Here is a 24,953-nt window from a genome sequence, read left to right as displayed (position 1 = left end):
ATCATAAGGGCTTGGATATGAACGGAACCGTATCGAATATCCGCCGTCTCCTTCTCGGGCTCGCGGCGCTGGGCGCGGCGGGCATGGGAGCGAGCGCCGGGGCGCAACAGGCGCAGCCGGCGCCCGCGGCCCCTGCCCCACAGCGGCCGCCGTCGCCGTGGAAGACCGTCGAGGCCGATTATGCCGTCCCCGACTTCAAGTTCCACATCGGCGAGACGCTGGCCAGGCTGAACATCCACTATGCGACGCTGGGCACGCCGAAGCGCGATGCCCAGGGTCATGTCACCAACGCGATCATGCTGCTCCACGGCACCGGCGGCTCCGGGCGCGGCATGGCCTCGGCGGCCTTCGGCAACGAGGTGTTCGGCCCCGGCCAGGTATTCGACATCACCAGATATTTCATCGTCATGCCCGACGCCATCGGCCATGGCGGCAGCGCGAAGCCCAGCGACGGGCTGAAGGCGCGTTTCCCCAAATACAACTATCTCGACATGGTGAACGCGCAGCATGCGCTGGCCCAGCATCTGGGCATCCAGAAGTTCGAACTGATCGGCGGCCAGTCGATGGGATGCATGCATTCCTGGGTATGGGGCATCGCCTATCCGGACGCGATGAAGCGCATCCTGCCGCTCGCCTGCACGCCGACCGCGATCGCCGGCCGCAACCGGCTGTTCCGCAAGATGCTCATCGAAAGCATCAAGAGCGACCCCGCCTATATGGGCGGCGACTACACGACCGAGCCGTTCTCGGGCCTGCGCGAGGCGAACTACATCCTCAGCTTCTCCACCTCGACCGCGGCAACGCTGCAACGCCAGTTCCCCACGCGCGAGGCAGCGGACGCGCATATCGATCAGTTGCTCCAGACCGCGCCGCGGCAGGACGCCAACGACATGATCTACCAGTTCGATGCGTCGCGGGACTATAACCCCGAGCCCGATCTCGCGAAGATCAAGGCGAAGATCCTGTGGATCAACAGCGACGACGATTTCGTCAACGATCCCCGGGCCGGCGAGGTGCCGCGCATGGCGGCGAAGCTCAGGCCCGATCAGTTCATGATGATACCGTTCGGCCCGGATACGGTCGGACACGGCACGACGATGCGGCCCAAGCTGTGGGGCAATCGCGTCGTCGAGTTCATGCGCGACTGATGATGCCGGCAAACGGCGATAACCGGAAAGGGACGAATGTGAGACGATCGTTGCGGCTTGCGGCGGCGCTGGCCTGCTGCACGGTGCTTGGCGGCATGCCGGCGCGCGCCGACACCTATGAGCGCCAGCCGGGCATCTCGGTCGAGCATTATGTCTTCAACGTGGAGGTTGCGGACAACACCCATCGGATCCAGGGGGAAACGGTCGTCACCGTCCGCTTCACCGCGCCGGGCGTCGACCATTTCTTCCTCGACCTGGCCGCGCCGCGCGCGGACGGCACCGGCATGACCGTGGCATCGGTGACGCAGGGCGGTGCCGCGACGCGCTTCACCCATCAGGGCCAGCGGCTGACGATCCAGCTCGGCACCGCGCCCGGGGCAGGCGAGGTACGCGAATACCACATCAAATATGCGGGCGAGCCGCAGGACGGGATGCGCTTCGGCACCACCGACGCCGGCCAGCGCGGCATCTTCACCTGGAACTGGCCGACCAAGATGCGCGAATGGGCGCCGACGCTCGATCACGTATCGTCCAAGGTGACGACCGAGTTCGTGATAACCGCGCCCGAGCAATATACCGTGGCCGCCAACGGCCTGCTCGACAGCGAGGTCGCGCTGGGCGACGGGCGCAAGGTGACGCACTGGAAGCAGGGCGTGCCGATCACCCCCTGGCTCAACGCGGTCGCGATCGCGCGTTTCCAGACCTATTATGGCGGCAGCGCGCGCGGCGTGCCGCTCGTCATCTGGGCGCCGACCGGGCAGAAGGTCGATGTCGAGAACGGCTTCACCGTGGCGCGCCGGACGATCGACTTCTTCGGCGATCTGGTGGGGCCGTTCCCCTATGAGAAGCTCGGACAGGTGGTCGCGCCGTTCGACCGGTCGAGCACCGAGCATGCCAGCGTGATCTTCTACGGCGGCGGCGGCGTGCGCGACGGTGAGAAGCCGACGCCCCGGCGCGGCAATGCGGACGCGGCGGCGCTCTCCCGCTCGGGGCTCCTCGCGCACGAGATCGCGCATCAATGGTTCGGCGATTCGATCACGGAAGGCGGCTGGGGCGATGTGTGGTTGAGCGAGGCTTTCGCCACCTATTTCGCCGATCTCTATGCGGAGCATTATGACGGGCGCGACGCGTTCGTCACTTCGCTGCGCAGCGAACGCACCGGCGCCCTGGCCGCCGAACGGCGCGAGCGCGATCCGGTCATCACGCCGGCGGACGATGCGGCGGGCCCGGATCTCAGCCGCGTGCAATATGTGAAGGGCGGCTGGGTACTGCACATGCTGCGCCAGCAGGTGACGTCGCCGATCTTCTTCAAGGCGATCAAGACCTATTATGCCGATCATCATGGCGGCCACGCCACCACGGCGGACCTGCGGCGCGCGATGGAGGCCGCCTCGGGCCAGGATCTCGGCTGGTTCTTCGACCAGTGGCTGACGCGGGTAGATTCCCCCAAGCTCGACGTGAGTTGGGTCTATGACGCGGCGGCAAAGGCGGTGCGTGTCTCCGTCACCCAGTCCCAGACCGGCGCGGCCTATCGCCTGCCCTTCGAGATCGGCATCAGCGACGAGCCGCGCGGCGCGCTCCGCATCCAGCGCTTCGACATCGACGCCAAGCAGCAGGAATTCACCATTCCGGCCGAGAAGGCGCCGGCCGAGCTGCTGTTCGATCCGGACACCAAATTGCTCGCCGACGTGACGCTGACCCGGCGCTGACGGCCGGAACCCGCCTGGTCCCGTAGCGACATCTACCGCAGCCTTACCATCGCTCTATCGAGACGATATCGATCGACATACGCTGCCGGACCGATCAGTCGGACCGGGCTGTCCTGTTCGCCGGCAGCCAGGCTGGCGAACACGCAATCTCATCGTGGTCTCGCAGGCGGCTGCGCCGCCTGCCATGCCTGATATTTGTCGATCGCGTCGGACTGCATCAATATCTTCGAGTTCGGATCGATCGTCACCGCGGACCATTCGGATGCCGGCGCCTCTCCGGTTCCATCGGCCATCGGGAGCGTGACGGTCCTGCCGTCGATCTTGACCTCAAGCGGCATGGGGAAAGGCAGGTCGTCCGGCGTCTGCCAATGCACTCTCAGCATTCCGTTCGCGCGTGTTGCGACCAGCTTGGGCAGCGCGGCGCGATAGAGATAGACGTCGAAGAACCACTTATAGTCCTTCCCCGTCACGCCGTTGACGATCTTGAGGAAGCCCGGAGTGCTGCCGAACTGCGGCGTGAAATTGCCCGGCCGGGGATCCGGACGACCATAGACCAGCGTGCGGATCGAGGTAAAGAATGCGTCGTCGCCGATCAGCTTGCGCAGCGTGTGGGCAACCCAGCTCCCCTTGGTGTAGATGTCGCCGCGCGGGCCGGTCGGGTCGGCATAGACCGCCTTTTCCGGCCGCTCCTGCCCGGAGACCAGCGGCTGCTCGTTGCGGATGCCGGCGCGCTGCGACTTGAGCTGCGCCATATAGTCGATCTCGCCGCCATAGAATTCCGCGAGCAGCGGCTGGGCATAGGAGCCCAGGCCCTCGTGCAGCCACAGATCGTCATAATTGGCGTTGGAGAGCTGATTGGCGAACCATTCGTGCGAGAATTCGTGGTTCATCAGCCAATCCCAGCCATAGGGCGTCTTGGGATAGTTGTTCGAATAGCCGATCAGCGTCTGGTTCTCCAGGCCCGAGAACGGCACGCGGATGACGCCCATCTTCTGGTCGGCCCAGGGATAGGGCCCGATCACCGCTTCCCAGAAGGTCAGCGTCTTGGGGAATTCGGCGAACAGCTCGGCCGCCTGTTTCTCCTCGCCCGGGAGATAGAAGAAGCGCATCGGAATGACGTTGCCGAAGCGGCTCTTATAGTCGCCCTCCATTACCTTGTACGGTCCTACGTCGAGCACCGAGCCATAGGTGTGGATGCTGCGCGCGTGCCAGTTCCAGGTGGTCCAGCCGTCCTTCTCCACCTTGCTGACCAGCGCGCCGTTGCCCGGCGCCATCAGTCCGGCGGGCACGGTATAGTGCAGGTCGGAGGTGGCGGGCTTGAGCGTCGGATGGTCGAGGCACGGATAGAGCATGTCGCAGCCGCCGCCCCACAGGGAGGTGTCGATCCAGGGCGACTTGCCGTCGGGCGTGGTGCCCCAGGTGGTGCCCCCTTCCCAGGGCGGGCGCTTGGCGAGCGGCGGCGTGCCCGAATAGACAACGCGCGCGACCAGCTTGGTGCCTGGCTTGATCGGCCTGGCCAGCGCGATGCGCAGCTGGCCCTCGGGATTGGCATAGCGGCCGGGGGCCAGCTTCCTGCCGTCGAGATAGATCGCGGAAATCGCGTATTTGGGGAAGAGGTCGAGGATCAGCGTGCCGATCTGCGCCTTGGTGTGCAGGTCGAGGGTGACGTCGCCTTCGATGCGCTTCCGATCGGGAAAGACCTTCAGCGCGAGGTCGAGATGGTCGAACACCAGCGCCAGCTGCTCGGGCGGCATCACCCCGCCCATCTTGCGGGTCTGCTCCGTCACATATCTGGGATCGTTGGGATCGGTGATCGGCGCCGCCACCTGGCGCTGTGCGCACGCCGCATTCGCTCCGCCGATCGCCGCCGCGCCGCACAGCAATCCAGACACCCACCGTCGATTCATCCCGTCCCTCCTGGAAGACAAAGTGGTTTCGCCGCCGTCCACCGCTTGCGCAAGCGGCACCGGGGGCCTGTTGGGCTCTCCGGTGCCGACCGCGGGGGGACGGTGGACGCGGGCTCAGAAGCCCTTTTGCAGCCGGACGTAGAAGAAGCGTCCGCGCGAATTGAAGATCAGATTGTCGAAACCGTTGGCGTAATTGCCCTCGAGGAACGGCGGCATCGCATCGCCGATATTCTCCACGCCCAGGGTCATCTTCGCCTTGGCCGAAGCGATGTCGTAGCTCACCGAGATGTCGTTCTGCAGATAGGAATCGGCCATCAGATGCTTGCCGTCGACCAGCAGCGACGCATCGTTGCGGACCCCGCCGACATAGCGCAGGCCATAGCTGACGGTCAGGTCGTCGAGCGACCAGGTGAATCGTGCATTGGCCTTCCACCGCGGCAGCGTGCCGATCGCGGTGGTATAGGTGCCGATGCGCTCGACCGCGGGCTGGTTCGGCGCCGGCGACAGCGTGTAGGAATACATGTAGGTCGCGTCGATACGGGTGTTGAGCTTGCCCCATGAAGCGGGCGTCGTCGTATATTCCAGCCCGATGTCGATGCCCTTGATGCTCTGGTCGAGCAGATTGTCGCGGGTCGCGAACATCTCGTAGATCGATCCGTCCGGGTTGCGGGTGACGCGATCGACATAGTCGAGCCCGGCGGCGTTCTGGGCGATGATATAGTCGACATCCGCGATGCCGATGATGTTGGACTTCTTGATGTGATAATAATCGACCGTCAGCGACAGGCGCGGGACGAAGCTGGGCGTGAACACCGCGCCGACCGTCAGCGTCTTGGCCTTTTCCGGCTCCAGGTTCGGGTTGCCGCCGGTGACCACGAAGGTGCCGGTGGTGACCGGCGCCTGGATGCCGTGGCAGCCGGAAAGCGCCGAATATTGCGCAGTGGCGCACGGATCGGTGACCGGGCGATAGCCGCGGCTCTGGGTCGAGTTCGCCTCGCCGAAGGTCGGTGCGCGGAAGGCGGTGCCCCATGAGCCGCGGATCAGCAGGTCGCTATAGGGCCGCCACTTGATGCCGACCTTCGGGTTCCAGGTGTCGCCGAACGCATTGTAGTGCGAGTAGCGCCCGGCCGCCTCGACATCGAGACGATAGAAGAAAGGCACATCCTTGAGCAGCGGCAGGCCGACTTCGGCATAGACTTCCGAGACCTTGCGCATCGGCGGCAGGAACGGCGGCGTCTGGGTCGGATAGTCGGGTGCGTTGTCCTGGACCTGCTTGAAGCTCTCCTCGCGATATTCGGCGCCGAGCGCGACGTTGAGATCGCCCGCCCAGAGCGGCAGCACGGTGCCCGACACGTTGGCCACGAACGAGCGGAGATCGGCGGTCACGTCGCGGAAATGCTGGGCCGAGACCGAGTCGAGCTGCGCCTGGGTGATCGAGCCCACCGCCGAGAACAGGTCGATCGGGATGCAGCCGGTATAAGCGGCGCAGGCGGCGTCCGGGCCGACGGCGCGCTGCAGGCGGGCGGTCACCACGCCCTTGCCGCTGTCGGTATATTGGTTGAGATGCTGGAGGTTCGCCGACACGTCCCAGCGCCAGGTCGAGCCGAACTGGCCTTCCAGGCCGGTGACGATGCGATACAGGTTGGACTCGACGGCGCTGCGGCGGCCCGCGCTCAGCCCTTCCTCCACCAGCGTGCGATACGCGACCAGATCGCGGCCGAAGGGATTGAACCGGTTGTCCGCACTTACCGTGATCGTGCCGTCGAAATAGTCCGGCGCGAGGAAGCCGAGCGACGTGCGATGGCTGAAACCGCTCTCGACGAACGCCTTGATGCCCGATCCGAGCTCATATTCGCCCGCGAAGGTCGTATTGAACTGCTTTATTTCCGAAGCGCTGCTTTCGTACTGCCAATAGTTGATGCCGTCGTTCTGCGTGCCGCTCGCGTCGGTGAACACGCCGGGGAAATAGGCGTCGCGATAATCGGCGAGCGTCGTGCCCTGGGCCACGCCGTCCTTGATGATCATGATCGTGTCGGGACGGGTCGGATCCAGGCCCTTGAACGCGGTGCCGGAGGTCGGCGCGGAATCGCGGAAATTGCGGCCGCCCATCCCGCGCCAATCGGGATCGCGGCTGATCGGACGGTCGCCGATCAGGTTGCCGCCGGTCTCGCGATAGCTGGCGTTGAACACGAATCCGCCATTGTCGAACTTGCGGCCGAAGGTGCCGCTCAACTCGCGATTGGGCAGGTCGCCGCGGCTGGTGATGCCGTATCCGGCCTTGAGCAGCAGGCCGTCGAAATCGCGGCGCAGGATGATGTTGACCACGCCGGCGACGGCATCCGTACCATAGACCGCCGATGCGCCGTCCTGCAGCACCTCGACGCGATCGACCGCTTCGAACGGCACGCTGTTGAGGTCGACCGTGCCTCCCGAACTGTTCGAGAGCATCCGGCGCCCGTTGACGAGAACGAGGGTGTTGACCGCGCTCAATCCGCGCAAGGCGACATTGGCCGAACCGTCATTGCCGCGGCCCGCAGTGTCGCTGGCCGATGCGGAAGCGACCGGCAACTCGCGCACGAGCTCACCGATGCTGGTGCTTCCCGTAGCCTCGATCTCGTTGCGATCCAGGATGGTGAGCGGCGCCGCACCGGTCAGGTCGGTCGAAGGCAGGCGCGAGCCGGTAACGACGATCGCCTCGCCGGCTTCGGCTTCCGGGACGTCCTGCGAGGGCGCCGGCGGCGTCGCGTCCTGGGCCCGCGCGGCGGTGGCGAATGCGAGCGGCGCGGCGGCCGCGAGCAACAAGAACGAGGTTCCAAAGCGCTTCATGTGACCCCCTGATCAATCTTCGTGGATCTGAGACGAGCGGGTATTCCCGATTCGGTCAGTAATATACCGTATACTATCTACGTATTGTGCCGTCCAGCCTTGTTTCAAAAACATGTCATTCCCTGGTATTTTTTGTCGCAATCAGCGCTGTGGACCGTGCGGATATGTCGCAACGAGAAGGGGCCCGTCCTTGCCGGACGGGCCCCTGGTCGCTTGCGATTCGGATGCCGCGGTCAGATTCCGGTCACACCGCATGACCCTTGCCGGCCAGGCTCCGCGCCCTCCCGTAGAGAAGATAGACCGCGATCCCGATCAGGTTCCAATAGCCGAAGCGGACCAGGGTCTTCTCCGGCAGGCTGAAGATCAGATAGATGCAACCCAGGATGGCCAGCGTGCCCACGACATAGGGCGCGGGGCATTTGAACACGCGCGGCAGCTCCGGCATCTTCCTGCGCAGCACCATCATGCAGGCGGCGACCGCGATGAAGGCGAGCAGCGTGCCGGCATTGGCGAGCTCAGCGATCTCGTCCAGACGGAAGAACCCTGCGACCAGCGCCACGAACACCCCGGTGATCGCGGTGATGCGCGCCGGCGATCCGGTGCGCGCCGAGACGCGGCTCAGGCTGCGCGGCAACAGCCCGTCGCGCGACATGACGAAGAAGATGCGACTCTGCCCATACATCATCACCAGGATCACCGACGGCAGCGCGATCAGCGCCGCGAGGCCGATCGCCCAGGCCGCCAGCGGATGGTGCAGTGTGCGCAGCACATAGGCGAGCGGCTCGGCCGACTTGCCGAGATCGAGATAGTCGACCGCGCCGATCGCAGCGACCGCGACGAGCATGTAGATGATCGTGCATGCCGCCATCGAGCCGATGATGCCGATAGTGAGATCGCGCCCGGGATTCTTGGCTTCCTCGGCAGAGGTCGCCACTGCATCGAAGCCGTAAAAGGCGAAGAACACGATCGCCGCCGCCGCCATCACTCCGCGCTGCGTGCCGGTCGCGTCGACATGGCTGGTGAAGCCATAGGGCATGAACGGCTCGAAATGCGCGCCGCTGAACGCCGGCAGCGCGAGCGCGACGAACAGCGCCAGCGCGGTCAGCTTGATGACGACCAGGAGGATGTTGAACGTCGCGCTCTCGCGCGTGCCCGCGATCAGCATGCCCGCCACCGCCATCGCCACCAGGACGGCGGGCAGGTTCACGATGCCGCCGCCATGCGGCCCCGCGAGGATCGCATGCGGCAGATGGACGCCCGCCGCCTCGATCCAGCCGACCAGATAGGCCGACCAGCCGACCGCGACCGTGCTGCACGCCAGCGAATATTCGAGGATCAGGCTCCAGCCGACGATCCATGCGAGCGTCTCGCCGATCGCCGAATAGGTATAGGTATAGGCGCTGCCCGCGGTGGGGATCAGCGTTGCCATCTCGGCATAGGCCAGCGCCGCGCAGGCGCAGACCAGGCCGGCGATCGCGAATGCCAGGATCACGGCCGGCCCGGCGCGATCGGCGCCCACCCCGGTCAGCGTGTAGATGCCGGTCCCCACGATCGCGCCGATGCCGAGCGCGATCAGATGCGGCCAGCTGAGCGTCTTGCGGAGCTTGCGGTCCGGCTCATCCGAGCCCTGGATGCCGAGCGGCTTGAGCGGCCCCAATATTCCTCGCGCCATTTCTTCGCTCCCCCTGCGCTGTGTTTTCAAACGACGGTGAAGCCGGCCCAGAACGGGTCTTCGCGGTCGATCCAGATGGTGTTGAAGCCCGTCGCGAGGGCCGAACCCTCGATCGAGGGAATGATCGCCGGCTGGCCGGCGATCTCCGTTGCAGCCTCCACCCGGCCGATGAAGCGGCTGCCGATATAGCTTTCGTGGACGAAGCGGTCGCCGACCGCGAGGCGCCCCGTCGCCACCAGATGGGCGAGGCGCGCGGACGTGCCGGTGCCGCACGGGCTGCGATCGATCGCGCGCTCGCCGTAGAACACCGCGTTGCGGCCATCGGCCCCCTCGCCCTTCGGCTTGTCGGCCCATAGCAGGTGGCTCACGCCCCGGATCGTCGGATCGAGCGGATGCACGGGTTCATAGATGTCGCGGATCATCGATCGGATCGTGCGGCTGAGCTCGATGATCCGCGCCGCGCCGAGCTGGTCGAGGCCCTCATAGGGCCCCTGCGGCTCGATGATCGCGTAATAATTGCCGCCATAGGAGACGTCGATCGACAGCGGGCCGAAGCCGGGAACGTCGATCTCCAGCCCGCGCTTCGCCAGATAGGCCGGCACGTTGCGGATCTTGACCGAGCGGATGCGGTCTCCCTCGGCGCGATATTCGATGTCGATCATGCCCGCCGGCACTTCGATCCGCAGCCTGCCCGGCTCGCGCGGCGCGATCAGCCCCTGCTCCAGCCCGAAGGTCACCATGCCGATCGTGCCGTGGCCGCACATCGGCAGGCAGCCGCTGGTCTCGATGAACAGGATGCCGCAATCCGCGTCCTCCCGCGTCGGCGGATAGAGGAATCCGCCCGACATCATGTCATGCCCGCGCGGCTCGAAGCACAGACCGGTGCGGATCCAGTCGAAGCGCGCCAGGAAATCCTGGCGACGCTCCGCCATCGACGCGCCTTTGAGCAAGGGCGCACCGCCGACCACCAGCCGGACCGGATTGCCCGCCGTGTGGCCGTCGATGCAGAAGAAGGTGTGGCGCATCAGGCCGCAGCCACTACCTTTTCGAGCGTCGGCCGCGTCGCCGCGCACGTCTCGACCATCGCGATCACCTCGGCGCGGCGCGCGCCGGCGAGCGGCAGCCGCGGCAGCCGCACGCGTTCGGAGCCACGGCCCATGATCTCCTCGGCCAGCTTGATCGACTGGACCAGGTCATGCTCGGCATCGAGGTGGAGCAGCGGCATGAACCAGCGATAGATGCGGCGCGCCTCGATCCAGTCGCCGGCCTCGACCGCCTTGATGAGCGCGACCGATTCCTGCGGGAAGGCGCTGGTCAGGCCCGAGACCCAGCCGCTGGCGCCCAGCAGCATGCCCTCGAGCGCGATGTCGTCGAGCCCCGCCATCACGATGTAGCGATCGCCGAACCGGTTGATGACGTCGGTGAAGCGGCGCGGATCGGGCGCGCTTTCCTTGACCGCGACGATGTTCTCGACCGGGCGGAGCTGTTCGAGCGTGGCGAAATCGACCGACACGCGATAGGCTGGGGGATTGTTGTAGAGCATGATCGGCAGCGACGTGTTCTTCGCCACCGTCGTGAAATGCGTGGCGAGCTCGTTCGAGGTCGGCACATAGACCATCGCCGGCAGCAGCATCAGCGCGTCGATGCCGATCGTCTCGGCCTCCCTCGCAAAGGCCGCCGCACGCGCGGTGGTGAACTCGGATACGCCCGAAACCAGCGGCACGCGGCCGCCCACCGCCTCGACCGCTGCCCGCAACACGGTGCGCTTTTCCTCGGCCTCCAGCGAATTGTTCTCACCGCAGGTTCCGAGCAGGATCAGGCCGGTGACGCCATCGTCGACAAGCGCGGTCAGCACCTTCTGGGTAGCGGGAATGTCCACCGATCCGTCCAGGGCGAATTGCGTGGTCGCGGCCGGATAGACTCCGGTCCACAGGGGCGTATCAAATTTCACTTGGTATCTCCGTTGAACTGCCTTTCGTATACGATATAAGATCGCCCATGCCAATTGCTAAAATCAGCCCGGAACGGGCACTTGTCATCGGCGGCGGAATCGTCGGCCTTTCGGTAGCTATCGCTCTGCAGGGAAAGGGCATTTCGACCATATTGGTGGCGCCGTCGGGCATGCGCGGCACGGCATCCTGGGGCAATGCCGGGCACATCGCAACCGAGCAGGTCGAGCCGCTCGCCTCGGCCGCGCTCGTCAAAAGCGCGTGGCGCCGGTTGTTCTGGCGCGGCGGCGCATTGTCGCTTCCCCCCGGCGAGATCGCCCACTGGCTGCCCTTTTCGCTGCGGCTGCTCCTTGCCGCCCGGCCGAGCGGATATGCCCGCGGCAGGGCGGCGCTGGAAGCGGCGCTGGCGCAGGCGATGCCGGCGTGGCGACGGCTGGTCGCAGTCGCCGACGCGCCGGGACTGCTGATCGAGCGGGGTCATTTCATCGCCTGGGAAAGCGAAGCCAGCGCGGAAAAGGGTCGCGCGCATTGGCTGGCAGCGCCCACGGGATCGGCCCGGGTACGCGACGTCACGCCGGCGGAGCTCGCGCAGCTGAGGGCGCTGGTATCGGCTCCGATCGCGGGAGCGATACGCTTCGAGGGCAGCGGCCAGATCGCCGATCCCGACCTGCTCGCGGATGCGCTGGAAGCGACCTTCCTGCGGCTGGGCGGCGCGCGTCGAAGCGGGATCGCCACGCTGCGCCGCACCGCCGGCGGTGCGGTCGAGGCCATTTCCGCCGACGGCGCGCTGCTGACGAGCGGCCCGGTGGTCATCGCCGCCGGCGCGGCATCGGGCGCGCTGCTGCGTCCGCTCGGCCATGCCGTGCCGATCATCGCCGAACGCGGCTATCACATCCAGTCGGACGGCGCGGGCTGGCCCGAGGATCTGCCCCCCGTGGTGTTCGAGGACCGCTCGCTGATCGTCACGCGCTTCCGGAGCGGCTTGCGCGCGGCAAGCTTCGTCGAGTTCGGCAGCATCGCCACCCCGCCCGACGCGCGCAAATGGGCGCGGCTCCGCGCGCATGCCGCCGCGATCGGCCTGCCCTTCGCCGGTGCGGTGCACGAATGGATCGGCGCGCGTCCCACCCTGCCGGATTATCTCCCCGCGATCGGCCGCAGCAGCGCCGCGCCCAACCTGTTCTACGCATTCGGGCACCAGCATCTCGGCCTCACGCTCGGTCCGGTGACCGGCGAGGCCGTCGCGGCGCTGATCGCGGGCGAAACGCCCGAACTCGATCTGGCGCCGTTCGATCTGCGGCGCTTCGGCGGAAGCTGACGTCTGGAGCCTCGCCCCTGTTCCTGCTTTGCCGAAACAGGCTCCAACGGTCAGTCGAGCAACGCCAGGATATCGTCGAGCAACGCCCTGGGTACCCGCACGCCTTCGGCCAGGCTGCGCGCCCGCGCCGCATAGCGCCGCTGCGACGGCAGGCGCGCGCCCTGCCCCGCTATCCCCTCGAACAGCGCCTCCGCACGGGCGAGGTGCGCCGCCACGCCGGCGCCCAGGAAGCCGGCGGGATCGATCGCGATCACCAGCTCGCCGCCCAGCGGCGACGCCTTGGCGCCGGCATCGGCCGCGATCGATTCGCGGCTGGTCATGTCGCCGATCAGCGGTCCGGCGATCAACTCGACCATCGTCGCCAGCGCCGATCCCTTGTGCCCGCCGAAGGTGAGCATCGCCCCGGCCAGCGCCGCCTCGGCATCGGTGGTCGGCGCGCCGGCGGCGTCGATCCCCCAGCCGGGCGGGATCGGCTCTCCGGCGCGGCGATGCAGCTCGATCTCGCCGCGCGCCACCGCGCTGGTCGCGAAGTCGAACACATAGGGGTGCCCGCCCGGCCGCGGCCAGCCGAACGCGATCGGGTTCGTACCGAAGATCGGCGCGGTGCCGCCCGCCGGCGCGACCCAGGCATGGCTGGGCGTGCAGGCGAAGGCGACCAGTCCCCGCTCGGCCAGCACCTCGACCTCGGGCCACAGCGCGGCGAAATGGACGCAGTTGTTGATCGCCAGCGCGGCGATGCCGTGGCGCCGCGCCTTCTGCGCCAGCAACGGCCGGCCAAGCGCGAACGCCAGCTGCGCATAGCCGCCATCGGCATGCACCCGCACCAGCGCGGGCGCGCAATCCTCGGCCACCGGCTCGGCGTCGAGCCTGACCTTGCCGGCGCGGATCGTGTGCGCGCACACCAGGAGGCGATAGATGCCGTGCGAGGCGCAGCCGTCCCGTTCGCCGGCGACCATCGTCTCGGCCACCGCGTCGACATGGGCCGGCGACAGGCCGAATCGCGCCAGTACCGACCGCGCCAGCGCGCGGACCGCGTCGAGCGTCATCGTCTCGGTATCGGTCTCTGTCATGTCAGGGCTGCGGCACGATCTCGTTCTCGATCAGCGCCGGCGGGATCATGCCGGCGCCGTTCCACTTGTCGAGGAAGTCGCGCAGCGCGAACGGCCTGCCCTGCCGATCGAGCGCGTGCGAGTCCGCCGCGATGACGTGATCGAGCTCCAGCTTGCCGATGATATAGCTGGTGCCATAGCCGGGCTGGCGCAGATAGAGCAGCTGCTCGAACGCCGTCAGCTCGTCATTGGGGTTGGACCAGCCGCGCGGCGTCCATTCGGCGTGGAAATGCCCGGCCTGCTTCAAGGTCCATTCGTTCGACTGGACATAAAGCGAGGCGAGGCCGCGCGCGGCGCGATTGGCGAGCATGATCCATACCAGCTCCCTGGCGCGCGGATTGTCGTCGTAGAGGCCGGCATGCATCAGCAGTTCCTCGAACGCCGTCGCGAAGCCCTCGGCACGCACGTCCCAGATGTTCGACAGCGAAGCCTCACGCCGGATCAGGCTGGGATGCGGCTCGTCGCGCATGCGGGCAAGATCGATCCAGTGGACATCATGGCTGTAGAGCAGCATCGGCTCGCGCAGGATGACCTGGGTGAAGAAGGGCCGCTTGCCCTCGGGCGCGAAGCGGCTGATCTGCGGGACCAGCGCATCCTTGAGATAGGGCTTGTCCGGAATGACCTCCTGCCTGACCAGGAAGTCGACGAACTTGTCGAGCCGCTGACGCGCCATCTTGTCGAAGGTCGCGGCGTCGGGCGCCGGGTCGAGCGGCGGCAGGTTGCGGTTGTTATGCTCCTCCAGCCGCAGCGAGGCGTGCGCGCGATCGAGCTCGCGGCGGAGCAAGGCGACTTCGTCGTCCCAGGTATAGGGCACCAGATGGACGTTCTTCTGGTACCAATTGTAATTGTCCTTGCCGACGCCCGACGGACCGGTCTTGCCCGGCGCCTCGGCCTTGACCCAGTCGATAAAACTCTGGGTCGCCGCGATCGCATCGGCCACCGCCTTCTTGAGCGCGGGGCTCGCGCCGTTCAGATTGGCGTTCCAGCTGCCTTCGAGCGTGCTCACCCGCAGCGTGCCGGCCTGGAGCTGCTGGAGCGCCTTCAGCTGCCCGTCTAGGCTCGCGACGCTGTAGAACCACAGGTCGCGCGCGTTGGCGTCCTTCAGATTGACGCGGCCCTGCGCCAGGAAGCCGGGAATCGCGCCGATCTCGCCGAGCAGCTTCTTCTGGTCGGCGGCGGAGAGCGGATATTTATAGGCGTAGAGCAGGGTTTCCGGGCTCGCCACCGGCGCCTCGCGCGAGGGCACGTCGGTGCGCGACGGCCAGATCGTGACGTAGAAGCTCGGATCGCGCGCCCAGGGCCGCAATACGCGCTGGTCGAAGTCCATGCCGTTCATCTCGGCCTTGACCAGCTGATAGTCGGTCTGCTGCGCGACCGGCCAGCCCTTGGGATCGATCGCGGCGAGGCGCGCCTGCCAGGCAGGGAGCGCGGCAACCTTCGCCGCCATGCCGGCGGCGGTATAGTCCGGCACGCCGCCGCGCCATTCGGGCCTGGCGAAGGCGCGCCACTCCTGGAACAGCCTGACCAAGGCGGGATAGCCGGCCGCCGTTGTCTGCGCCTCGGCGGGGATTGCGGGAGAGATGGCGGCGGCCGTGCCCATGGCGAGCATCACTGCGGCGAGACGATATGCGATGGCCATGCGGCTTCCCCTTGCGTGCGGTCAATTCGCCGGATCGGCCGGCAGATGGTCGTGCAGATAGTTGGTCAGCATCGTGAACAAATGGAGCCGGGTGTTGCGTCCCTCGGTGATGCCGTGCGTCCGGTTCGGATAGGCCATCATCGAGAACTGCTTGTTGAGCCCGATCAGGCGATCCACCAGCTGCTCGCTATTCTGGTAATGGACATTGTCGTCGCCGGTGCCGTGGACGATGAGCAGATTGCCCTTCAGGTTCTGGGCGAAGTTGATCGGCGAACCGTCGCGATAGCCGGCTTCATTGTCGCCCGGCAGACCCATGTACCGCTCCTGATACACCGAATTGTACAGGAGCTGGTTGGCCGGCCCTGCCACCGCGATGCCGGTCCTGTAGAGATCCGGATAGCGGAACATCGCATTGAGCGTCATCGCGCCACCGCCGCTCCAGCCCCACACGCCGATGCGGCTCGCATCGATATAGGGCCGGGTGGCGATCATCTTTTCCACCGCCGCGGCCTGGTCTGCCGATGCCTGGATGCCGACCTGGCGATAGATGCTCTTGCGCCAGTCGCGACCGCGCGGCGCGGCCGCCCCGCGGCTGTCGACGCTCGCCACCAGATAGCCCTGCTGGGCGAGCATCATGTGCCACAGATAGCGGTCGCCGCCCCAGCGATCGGCCACGGTCTGGCCGGCGGGCTCGGAATAGACATAGACGAGCAGCGGATATTTCTTCGCCGGATCGAAATGCGGCGGCTTCATCATCCAGGCATCGAGCACGGTACCGCCGCCGATATCGACCTTGAAGAACTCGGTCGGCCGGTGCGGCGTGGCATCGACGAAGGCGCGCATCTTCGCATTGTCCGCCATCACCCGCGCCACCTTGTGGCCGGGCAGGCTGACGACGTCGGTCACCGGCGGCGTATCGACCGTCGAGAAAGTGTGGAACGCCCATTTCGCGCCGGGCGCGATATCATAGCTATGCGTGCCCGCCTGGCCGGCCGGGCTCAGCCGCTCGATCCGGGGCGCGCCCGTCAGCCGTGCCCGGTAGAGATAGCGCTGGGTGACATTGTCGGGCGCGGCGATGAAATAGGCATAGTCCGGGTCGATCTGCTCGACGCTGACCACGTCGAAATTGCCGGGGGTGCGCAGATCCAGCCTGCCGTCCCGGCCGACCAGATAGAGGTGGCGCCAGCCGTCACGCTCGCTGAGCCAGGTGAACTTGCCGCCCCTGGTGAAACGCACCTCCGCGTTGATGTTCACGAACGCCTTGTCGGTGTCGGTGAACACGGGACGCACCGCGCCGCTGGCGACGTCCCCCAGCAGTACGCGATTGGCGTTCTGGAGCCGGTTCTCATGCTGGATCAACACATGGCCGGCATCGGCCCAGTCCATCCGGGGCACATAATTGTTGCGCGGATCGCCCTCGAGCGCCAGCCAGGTCGTTGCCGGCGCGTCGATCGCCGTCACCCCGACCCTGACCGCCGAGTTGGTGGTGCCGGGCTTGGGATATTGCTGCGGCACCGGCCTGGAATATTGTCCGTCGGTGTTGCGGATCATGTAGAAGGTGCCGACGCCTTCGGTATCGAACCGCCAATACGCGATATGCCGCGAATCCGGGCTCCATTCGAATGCCTTGCCGAGGCCGAACTCCTCCTCGTAGACCACGTCGCTGCGGCCGTTCAGGATGCGGTCCGACCCGTCGGTGGTGAGCCGGGTCACCGCGCCGCTGGCGACGTTCTCTACATAGAGATCGTTGCCGCTGACATAGGCGACATGCGCGCCGTCGGGCGCGAATTCGGCATGGATCAGGCTCAGCGCGGGCCGGGCCGCGCCGATCTGGCGCAGCTTGCGGGTCCGGAGATCGAGCAGCCAATAATCGCCGAGCGGATTGTTGCGCCGCGCAGTGGGCGCGCGGACCTGGACCATCAGCGCCTGGCCGTCGGGCGACCAGACATAATCGGTGATCGCGAGCGGCTTGTCGGCACCCGCAGGCTTGAGCAGCGCAGCATCGACGAGAATGGAGCGGGCGCCCGTGGCGGCCTCGTAGCGGACGATATCGATCCCGCCGGCCACCGAAGCCGATTCTTCAAGCGTGGTATAGGCCTCGCCGTCCGCGCGCCACTTGCTCGCGAGCGGCCGATCCAGCGCGGCGGCACCGTCGCCGAATATCTGCTCGACCGTGAGCGCCTGGGCCATGGCCGTGGCGGGAAGGACAAGCGCACAAGCCGCAACCATCGCGAGACCGAACCGCATACCAACCCTTCCCTGAAGAATGGTATACTTTATTCAACTATGCCGTGACCATGTCAACGCGCTATCGTCGCGGGCCGGACAGGCGCCGCGGCGGGCGGAAGCGCAGTGCCTATTCGGCGGCGGCCAGCTGATGGTTCAGGTCGTCCAGCGTCTTCTGGATATGCGCCGCGGTGAGATCATGCAGCGTGCCGAGATCCTTGTTCAGCCAGGCGTCGAGCATCTGGCGGTGCTCCTCGTTCGCACGCTCGTCGCGGCCCATCGGCTCGAGATGCTTGCGCACATAACGTTCGGACAGGACGTGCAGCCGCTCTAGGAAGTTGACCGTGATGACCTGTCCGCTCGGCCGCAGCAATGCCAGGTGGAACGCGCGGTTGAACGCGCCGACGCCTTCCCCACCGGCATCGGTGACCTGATAGAGCGTCGCCAGCGTATCGGTCGCCGCCTGGTGATCGGCGGCGGTCGCATGCTCCGCGGCCATCGTTATGGCATCGGGCTCCAGCTTGAGACGGAGGGCATAGACCTCCTCCGCCTCCGCGGCGCTTAGTTCGCGAACGAAGAAGCCGCGATTGGCCTGGCTCTGGACCAGCCCTTCCTCCTCCAGCCGCGCCAGCGCCTCGCGCAGCGGAATCTTCGAGATGCCGAGCTCCCCGGCCAACGCGTCCTGGCGTATCGGGCTGTTGGGCAGAACCTTGCCGGAAAGAATGCGGTCGCGGACCAAGCTCACCAGCTGATCGGACAGCGTGCGGATGACAAGGCTCATGAGTTCTTCTCTTTATGATTGTGTTCTGATGCGGGCAGTCAAACTGTATAAAATCTACAGGATCCGTGCAATATGCTTGGCCTCAAATCCATTCAAAGGTTCGGCTTGGGGTTCTTGCCGCCTTCGGCAATAAAATGCTCGATCTGCGTGGAAAGCACGGGAAGCGGGACTGACCCCAGTTCAAGTACCATATCGTGAAAGTTGCGGATGTCGAATTTCGCGCCAAGCGACTTTTCCGCTTTGGCTCGCCCTTCGACTATCGCCATCTCGCCAAGATAATAGGAAAGCGCCTGTCCCGGCCCGGCGATGTACCGATCTACTTCGGTGGTGATTTCCTGATCGGTCAGGGACGTATTGTCCTTCATGTACCGGATCGCCTGGTCGCGGCTCCAGCCCCTGGCGTGGATGCCGGTATCGACCACCAGCCGGACCGCGCGCCATATCTGATAGTTGAGCATGCCGAACAGATCATAGGGCGTCTGGTACATGCCCATCTCCACGCCGAGCCTTTCGCAATAGAGCCCCCAGCCCTCGCCATAGGCGGACATATAGACCTTCCGGCGGAAATCGGGCTGGTCGGCATTCTCCTCGGCGAGCGGCATCTGGAAGCCGTGGCCCGGCGCGGACTCATGGAGCGTCAGCGCGGTCAGCACATATAGCGGCCGCTGCGGCAGGTTATAGGTGTTGAGCAGAAAATAGCCGGGGCCGCCGAGCGCATAGGTGGAGAAGGGCGCGGTCGCCGCCGGCATCGGGGTGATGCCGAAGCGCCGCCGCGGCATGCGGCCGAACCATAGATCGGCCTTGGCATCGAAGCGCTTGGCGATCCACGCAGCCTCGCGCAGCAGCTGTTCCTCGCTGGTCGGATAGAAGCGCGGATCGGTGCGCAGGAAATCGAAAAAGGCGTGGAGATCGCCGGTGAAGCCGGTCGCCCGCATCGTCGCGACCATCTCGGCCTGGATCTTCGCGACTTCCTTGAGGCCGATCTGGTGGATCGCGTCAGGTGCCAGGTCGAGCGTCACGAACTCGCGGATCTTCGAGCGGTAATAGGCCTTGCCGTCGGGCAGCGCCTCGGCCGCCAGCGTCTCGCGCGCGCCGGGGACATAGACGTCGCGGAAGAAGGTCAGCACCTTGCGGTGCGCCGGGATCACCGCGTCGCGGATCAGCGCCACGGCCTGGGCGCGCAGCGCGGCCTGGCGCGCGGCGGGGATGCTCGCCGGCATCTCCCTGAACGGCGCGTAGAACGGCGTCGCCTCGGGCGATGCCGCGTCGGCGATCGCCGCGAGCGGCTTGTCGCGGCCGGCCAGCGTCACCCTGGGCGCGGTGAAGCCGCGCGCCAGCCCCGCCCGCATGTTCGCGACCTGCTCATCGAAATAGCGCGGCACGTCGCGCATCAGCGACAGGAAGTTCAGATAGTCCTGCTCGGTGCGGAAGGGGCGCCGCGCATCGCGTGCCGCGCCGTTCCAGAAGCCGCCCGACGAGCCGACCGGCTTTTCCCAGTCGCGAAACTTCCAGCGCGCGACCAGCGCGTCGATCTGGGCATGATAGACGGCATAATCGACCTGCGCCTTGGGCGACAGGCCGGCGACCCGGATGCCGTCGAGCGCGGCCTCCACCTGCTCCAGATAGGCGAGCCGCTTCGCCTGGGTGGCGGCGGAGACGTCGGGCAGGCTGGAGCGGATCGGCAGGTTCGAATCATCCTCGTCCTCGATCCCGATCTCGCGCCGGCGCCACTCCCATTCGCGGGTGTAGAGGGCGCGGAACCGGGCATCGGCGGCGGTCTCAGCCGCGGACTCCGCGACCGGCTGCGCCAGGGCCGGCGCCGGAATAGGCGCGCCCGCCAGCAATGCCAGAGCCAGAACCGCCTTCGCCATCGTGTCGCGCCCCTCTAGGTTTCTTGTTTCATATACCGTATACGTTCGAGTCGAGAAGTGAAATCGCAAACGAAAGGGAGGGTTCGTGATGACGATCGCAACAGGACGCAGGGCAAGGTTGCTGGCCACGCTCGCGGTGGCGGCCATGACCATCGGCACCGCCGCCCCGGCATTGGCCCAGCAAAAGCCGGCCGTGTCGCAGCCGCCCGCGCAGCAGGTGCCGCCGCCCAGCACTGCCGAGGGCCTGGCCAGCGCCGACCTGTTCCATCTGCGCTCGGCCGCCGATCCGCAGATCGCGCCGAGCGGCCGGCAGGCGCTGTTCACCGTGCAATATGCCGATCGCATCGGCGCGCCCTATACCCGCATCTGGACGCTCGACGTGGCGAGCGGCGCCACCAGGCCCTGGGGCAGCGCCGAGGGCGTCGAGGGCGGCGGCCCGCGCTTCTCGCCCGATGGGACCAGGGTGGTCTATCGCGGCGATGGCGGGCTGGTGATCGCCAATGCCGACGGCTCCGGCGCCCACAAGCTCGCGCCGATCGACGACACCAATCATCCGCTGCCGCGCATGGGCGAGCGCTATGCCTGGTCGCCCGACGGCACGCGCGTCGCCTTCGTCTCCGCCACCCCCTCGACCGAGCCGGAGATGGAAGCCGATCCGATCGTGATCACCCGCTATTGGTATCGCCCGGCGCGCGGTTTCCCCGACCGGTTCAACGACAACAAGCATCTCCATCTGTTCGTCGCCGATGTCGCCAGCGGCAAGGTGACCCAGCTGACCGACGGCGACTATTACGAGCATTCGCCCGACTGGGCGCCCGACGGCCGGAAGCTGCTGTTCGTGTCGAACCATGAGGCCGATCCGGACCTCACCTACAATGCCGACATCTTCACGATCGACGTGGCGACCAAGGCCGTGCAGCAGATCACGAAGACCAAGGGCATCGAATGGGCGCCGACCTGGTCGCCCGACGGCAGGACGATCGCCTATTCGGGGCTCAAGCGGAAATTCACCTCGTCCGAAAGCAATATGGAGGAGCCGCACGCCTGGACGCTCGACGTCGCGAGCGGCACCGCCAAGGAAGTCGGGCTGGTCATCGACAGCACCCAGAGCCGGCCGACCTGGTCGCCCGACGGCAAATGGCTGTATTTCACCGTCCAGGCGCGCGGCAGCGTCGGTCTGTACCGCCTGCCCTGGCAGGGCGGCACGCCCGAGCGGATCGGCCCGCCGCCGGCGATGCGCGCCTCGGTCGGCACCTTCGCGGTGGCGCCCAGCGGCGAAGTGATCGCGGCGATGGCGACGCCCGGCGACCTGCCGGAACTCTATGCGTTCCGCGGCAGCGCCACGCCCAGGCCGCTCACCAGCCTCAACGCCGAACTGCTGGGCAGGAAGAAGATCGCCCAGGTCGAGGCCTTCACCTTCAAGACCTTCGATGATCGCGACGTCGAGGCGTTCCTGACCATGCCGATCGGCTATGATCCCAAGGCCAAGGGCAGATACCCGCTGATCGTGGTGATCCATGGCGGCCCGCACGGCCAGCAGAGCCCGGCCTTCGCGTTCAAGAACCAGGCGCTGGCGGCCAAGGGCTATGCCTCGCTGATGGTCAATTATCGCGGCTCGACCGGATACGGCCAGAGCTTCGCCAATCTGATCGCGCGCGACCAGGACGGCGGCGAGGGCCGCGACGTGCTCGCCGGGCTCGATGCGGCGATCGCGAAATATCCATGGATCGACGCCGACCGGCTGGGCGTGGAGGGCGCCAGCTATGGCGGGCAGCTCACCGACTGGCTGATCACCCAGACGACGCGGTTCAAGGCGGCGATCCCCTGGGCCGGCATCTCGAACCTGGTCAGCCACAACTACATGTCGGTCTATCACGATTATCTGCAGCAGGAATATTTCGGCAAGCCGCATGAGGACGGCATCAACGACATGCTGTGGGGCCGATCGGCGATCCGCTTCGTCGACAAGGTGAAGACGCCGATCATGCTCAGCCATGGCGATGCCGATCTGCTGGTGAACCCGGCCGAAGACGAGCAATATTTCACGGCGCTCCACGATGTCGGCGTCGAGGCGATCATGCTGCGCTATCCGCGCGAAGGGCATGGCATGCGCGAGACCCAGCATATCGCCGATTTCCTCGACCGCTCGATCGCCTGGTACGCCAGGCATTTCGCGGCGGTGAAGCCCTGAACGCCGCAGTCCGGGACCGGCATGCGGCCAGGCGATAGCGGCGATGCGTCCGACACCGGCGGGGAGACGATCCTCCCCGCCGGTGTCGGCAATATGGGCGGCGCGCTGCTCGCCGGCTGGCTGAGGCGGGAGCGCGGGGAATCGACCACGGTGACCGCCGTCCCGCGCAACGCCGAGATGGCACATGGCGCGCGCGGCTGAGAGCCCCCGCACGAGAATAGTCGAACCACGGAGAGCCGCGATGACGTCACCCAAGCTGCAACGGCGCCAGTTCCTGGCTGCGGCACCCGGCGCGATCGGCGGCCTTGCCCTGGCCGCGCGGGCGGAGGGCAAGGCGCCCGCGCCCGCCGCGGCAAGCGCCGCCTTTCCCACCGGGCGGGACTTCCCGCTGCGCACCAAGCCCTTCTGGGAAGTAGCGCTCAAGGACGATTTCTGGGCACCCAAGGTCGCGCGCAACGCCGAGGTCACCATCCCCTTCGAGATCGCCAAGCTCGGCGACGTCGCCGAGCGGCTGAACGGCGGCGTGCTGGAGGCGGCGATCTACACCGCGAAGACGCGCGAGGATCTGGGCCTGAAACCCTATGTCGAGCGGTGCGTCGCGGCGATGCTGGCGACTCCGGGCGCGGGCGGCGAGAACCGCCAGTTCGAGCTGGGCGCCGCGCTATATACCACGCTGGGCGACCGCCGGCTGATCGACAAGACGCTGCCCGCCGCCGACGCGCTCGACCGCCAGTTTCGCGAAAGCGACCCGCCCTTTCCCGGCGGCGAGCGGCACGCGCTGAGCTGTCTCCATCTGTATCGCGTAACGCGCGATCCTCGCCATCTGGCGCTCGCGAAACATTATCTCGACGCGCGCGGCCGGGCGGATTCGCCGGGCCGCAGCCGCCATACCCAGTCGCATGCGCCCGTGGTCGAGCAGCGCGAGGCGGTGGGCCATGCCGTGAACGGCGTCACGCTGATGCTGTCGATGGTCGAATATGGCGTATATTCGGGCGACCGGCGTTATTTCGACGCGGCGCAGGCGATGTGGAACGACGTCGCGACCACCAAGCTCTATTTCACCGGCGGAGTCGGCGCGACCGGCAACGAAGGCTTCGGCGCGCCCTGGCAGCTGCCCAATCTCGCCGCCTATTCCGAAACCTGCGCGGTGCTGATGTGGCAGACCCTCAACCACCGCCTGTTCCTGGCGACCGGCGACGGGCGCTACATCGACGTGATGGAGCGCGGCATGTACAACAATGCCGTCTCCGGCGTGTCGCAATCGGGGGACCATTTCTTCTACGTCAACCGCCTCGCCAGCGCCGGCGACGGCCGCGACGCGCGATGGCAGCATGCCGCGCTCGAATGCTGCCCGCCCAATCTGGTGCGCTTCCTCGCGTCGATGCCGGGATTGATCTACGCCCAGGACAACGCCGGCGCGATCCACGTGAACCTCTATGTCTCCAGCACGGCGGCGTTCGACCTGGCGGGCGAAACGCTGAAGCTGGCCATCGAGAGCGGTCTGCCCTGGAGCGGCAGAACCCGGATCACCGTCACGGGCGCGGCGAGCGGAGCGATCCGGTTGCGCATTCCCGGCTGGGCGCGTGGCGAAGTCTCGCCCGGTGGTCTCTATGCCTTTGCCGGCACCGTCGGCGCACCGGTGGCGATCGCCGTGAATGGCAGGCCCGTGTCCGCCACACCCGACCCTCTCGGCTATGTGACGCTACGCCGCGACTGGCGCGATGGCGACACTATCGAGATCGATTTCCCGATGGATGCGCGCCGCGTCGTCGCCGATGTGCGGGTCAAGGACGATCGCCGGCGCGTCGCGATCACCCGCGGTCCGATCGCATATTGTGCCGAATGGCCCGACGCGCCAGGCCATGCCGCGCTCGATCTCGTCGTGGCACCCGATGCAGCGCTCGCGCCGCGCCTCGACAAGCGACTCCTTGGCGGCGCGGTGGTGATCGACACCGTGGCGCGCCACGCCGCCGATCCATCGGGCAAGATCGCGCCGCTCACGCTGATTCCCTATCACCTCTGGGCCAATCGCGGGGTTGGCGAGATGACCGGCTGGCTGCTGGCCGACGACTATCAGGTCGGCGACACAGGCCCCGCAGGCGGGCTGATCTTCTATCGCAACCCCGATGCGGCCAGGGACGGCTGGCGCTATCTCGAAGCCGCGCCGTTCGACCAGAGCATGGGCGCGAAATGGGGATGCTTCCGCCACGAGATCCCCGGCGCGCGCGGCCTGGCGATCGGCACCGGGCGGCAGAACACTGCGGAAATGCTGGCGGGCTGCGCCGAGTCTACGGGTGCGGCCCAGCTCTGCACGGCATTCCGCCTCAATGGGGTCGGCGGCTGGTTCCTCCCGTCGCGCGACGAACTCGCCGAAATGTACACGGCACTGTGCGCCACCGGCATCGGCGCCTTCCACCTGGGCGGTGCCACGGACAATTGCGAATATTGGGCATCATCGCAGCACGATGCGGACATGGCCGCGCATATCGACTTCGCCGACAATGGCCGGCTGCACGGCGACGACAAGGATTTCCCGCGCCGGGTCCGCGCGATCCGGGCATTCTAGCGCCATAGTCAGCCGCGCTTCGCTAGGCGATCCTCCAGCCCTGC

General features: G+C 66.8%; 16 protein-coding genes. 6 read left to right on the top strand and 10 right to left on the bottom strand.

The window, feature by feature from the left end; translation table 11 throughout:
- Positions 1 to 17 precede the first annotated feature (17 nt).
- Complete coding sequence (locus HB724_RS04440) at positions 18 to 1,148, top strand: alpha/beta fold hydrolase (RefSeq protein ID WP_213979705.1); 1,131 nt, start codon at positions 18 to 20, stop codon at positions 1,146 to 1,148.
- A gap of 38 nt (positions 1,149 to 1,186) precedes the next feature.
- Entirely contained in the window at positions 1,187 to 2,857 is a 1,671-nt protein-coding gene (locus tag HB724_RS04435; RefSeq protein WP_213979704.1) for a M1 family metallopeptidase, read from the top strand.
- Positions 2,858 to 3,006: 149 nt separating this feature from the next.
- Here the strand turns inward: HB724_RS04435 and HB724_RS04430 are convergent, their stop codons facing one another.
- The 5 genes from HB724_RS04430 to HB724_RS04410 all read right to left on the bottom strand — a co-directional run bounded on the left by HB724_RS04430 (position 3,007) and on the right by HB724_RS04410 (position 11,213).
- A complete protein-coding gene (locus tag HB724_RS04430) occupies positions 3,007 to 4,764 on the bottom strand; it encodes a M1 family metallopeptidase (protein WP_213979703.1) in 1,758 nt (585 codons plus the stop codon).
- 114 nt (positions 4,765 to 4,878) lie between these two features.
- The gene (locus HB724_RS04425; RefSeq protein WP_213979702.1) at positions 4,879 to 7,590 is read right to left on the bottom strand and encodes a TonB-dependent receptor; all 2,712 of its coding nucleotides are present in this window, start codon (positions 7,588 to 7,590) and stop codon (positions 4,879 to 4,881) included.
- A 244-nt stretch (positions 7,591 to 7,834) separates the two neighbouring features.
- Positions 7,835 to 9,262: an amino acid permease gene (locus HB724_RS04420; protein ID WP_213979701.1), complete on the bottom strand. Its 1,428-nt coding sequence runs from the start codon at positions 9,260 to 9,262 to the stop codon at positions 7,835 to 7,837.
- Positions 9,263 to 9,288: 26 nt separating this feature from the next.
- The gene (locus tag HB724_RS04415) at positions 9,289 to 10,287 is read right to left on the bottom strand and encodes a 4-hydroxyproline epimerase (protein WP_213979700.1); all 999 of its coding nucleotides are present in this window, start codon (positions 10,285 to 10,287) and stop codon (positions 9,289 to 9,291) included.
- The gene (locus HB724_RS04410) at positions 10,287 to 11,213 is read right to left on the bottom strand and encodes a dihydrodipicolinate synthase family protein (RefSeq protein ID WP_213979699.1); all 927 of its coding nucleotides are present in this window, start codon (positions 11,211 to 11,213) and stop codon (positions 10,287 to 10,289) included. The genes HB724_RS04415 and HB724_RS04410 overlap by 1 nt, the downstream gene beginning before the upstream one ends.
- 47 nt (positions 11,214 to 11,260) lie before the next feature.
- Here HB724_RS04410 and HB724_RS04405 point away from each other — a divergent pair, with 47 nt between their 5' ends.
- On the top strand, positions 11,261 to 12,526 hold the full coding sequence (locus HB724_RS04405) for an FAD-binding oxidoreductase (protein ID WP_213979698.1): 1,266 nt from the start codon (positions 11,261 to 11,263) through the stop codon (positions 12,524 to 12,526).
- A gap of 50 nt (positions 12,527 to 12,576) precedes the next feature.
- Here HB724_RS04405 and HB724_RS04400 read toward each other — a convergent pair whose 3' ends face one another.
- The 5 genes from HB724_RS04400 to HB724_RS04380 all read right to left on the bottom strand — a co-directional run bounded on the left by HB724_RS04400 (position 12,577) and on the right by HB724_RS04380 (position 20,152).
- Positions 12,577 to 13,596 carry an Ldh family oxidoreductase gene (locus HB724_RS04400; protein ID WP_213979697.1) on the bottom strand — a complete coding sequence of 340 codons (1,020 nt, stop codon included), beginning with the start codon at positions 13,594 to 13,596 and terminating at the stop codon, positions 12,577 to 12,579.
- 1 nt (position 13,597) lies between these two features.
- Positions 13,598 to 15,274 carry a DUF885 family protein gene (locus HB724_RS04395; protein ID WP_213979696.1) on the bottom strand — a complete coding sequence of 559 codons (1,677 nt, stop codon included), beginning with the start codon at positions 15,272 to 15,274 and terminating at the stop codon, positions 13,598 to 13,600.
- Positions 15,275 to 15,295: 21 nt separating this feature from the next.
- Complete coding sequence (locus HB724_RS04390; RefSeq protein WP_213979695.1) at positions 15,296 to 17,521, bottom strand: S9 family peptidase; 2,226 nt, start codon at positions 17,519 to 17,521, stop codon at positions 15,296 to 15,298.
- A gap of 109 nt (positions 17,522 to 17,630) precedes the next feature.
- Positions 17,631 to 18,281: a GntR family transcriptional regulator gene (locus HB724_RS04385; protein WP_213979694.1), complete on the bottom strand. Its 651-nt coding sequence runs from the start codon at positions 18,279 to 18,281 to the stop codon at positions 17,631 to 17,633.
- A 92-nt stretch (positions 18,282 to 18,373) separates the two neighbouring features.
- Positions 18,374 to 20,152 (bottom strand): DUF885 family protein, encoded by a 1,779-nt coding sequence (locus tag HB724_RS04380; RefSeq protein WP_213979693.1) that lies wholly within the window; start codon positions 20,150 to 20,152, stop codon positions 18,374 to 18,376.
- 88 nt (positions 20,153 to 20,240) lie between these two features.
- On the opposite strand from HB724_RS04380, the gene HB724_RS04375 reads away from it, so the two are divergent.
- The 3 genes from HB724_RS04375 to HB724_RS04365 are packed head-to-tail and all read left to right on the top strand — an operon-like array spanning position 20,241 to position 24,909.
- Positions 20,241 to 22,343 carry a S9 family peptidase gene (locus HB724_RS04375; RefSeq protein ID WP_213979692.1) on the top strand — a complete coding sequence of 701 codons (2,103 nt, stop codon included), beginning with the start codon at positions 20,241 to 20,243 and terminating at the stop codon, positions 22,341 to 22,343.
- 21 nt (positions 22,344 to 22,364) lie between these two features.
- Positions 22,365 to 22,544 carry a hypothetical protein gene (locus HB724_RS04370; protein ID WP_213979691.1) on the top strand — a complete coding sequence of 60 codons (180 nt, stop codon included), beginning with the start codon at positions 22,365 to 22,367 and terminating at the stop codon, positions 22,542 to 22,544.
- A 40-nt stretch (positions 22,545 to 22,584) separates the two neighbouring features.
- A complete protein-coding gene (locus HB724_RS04365) occupies positions 22,585 to 24,909 on the top strand; it encodes a beta-L-arabinofuranosidase domain-containing protein (RefSeq protein ID WP_213979690.1) in 2,325 nt (774 codons plus the stop codon).
- Positions 24,910 to 24,953: the final 44 nt, after the last annotated feature.

Origin of the sequence: Sphingomonas sp. dw_22, from assembly GCF_018449795.1 — a bacterium.
Lineage (GTDB): Bacteria > Pseudomonadota > Alphaproteobacteria > Sphingomonadales > Sphingomonadaceae > Sphingomonas.
The sequence above is the reverse complement of the archived record's forward strand: the minus strand, read 5'-3'. Positions and strand labels throughout refer to the sequence as shown.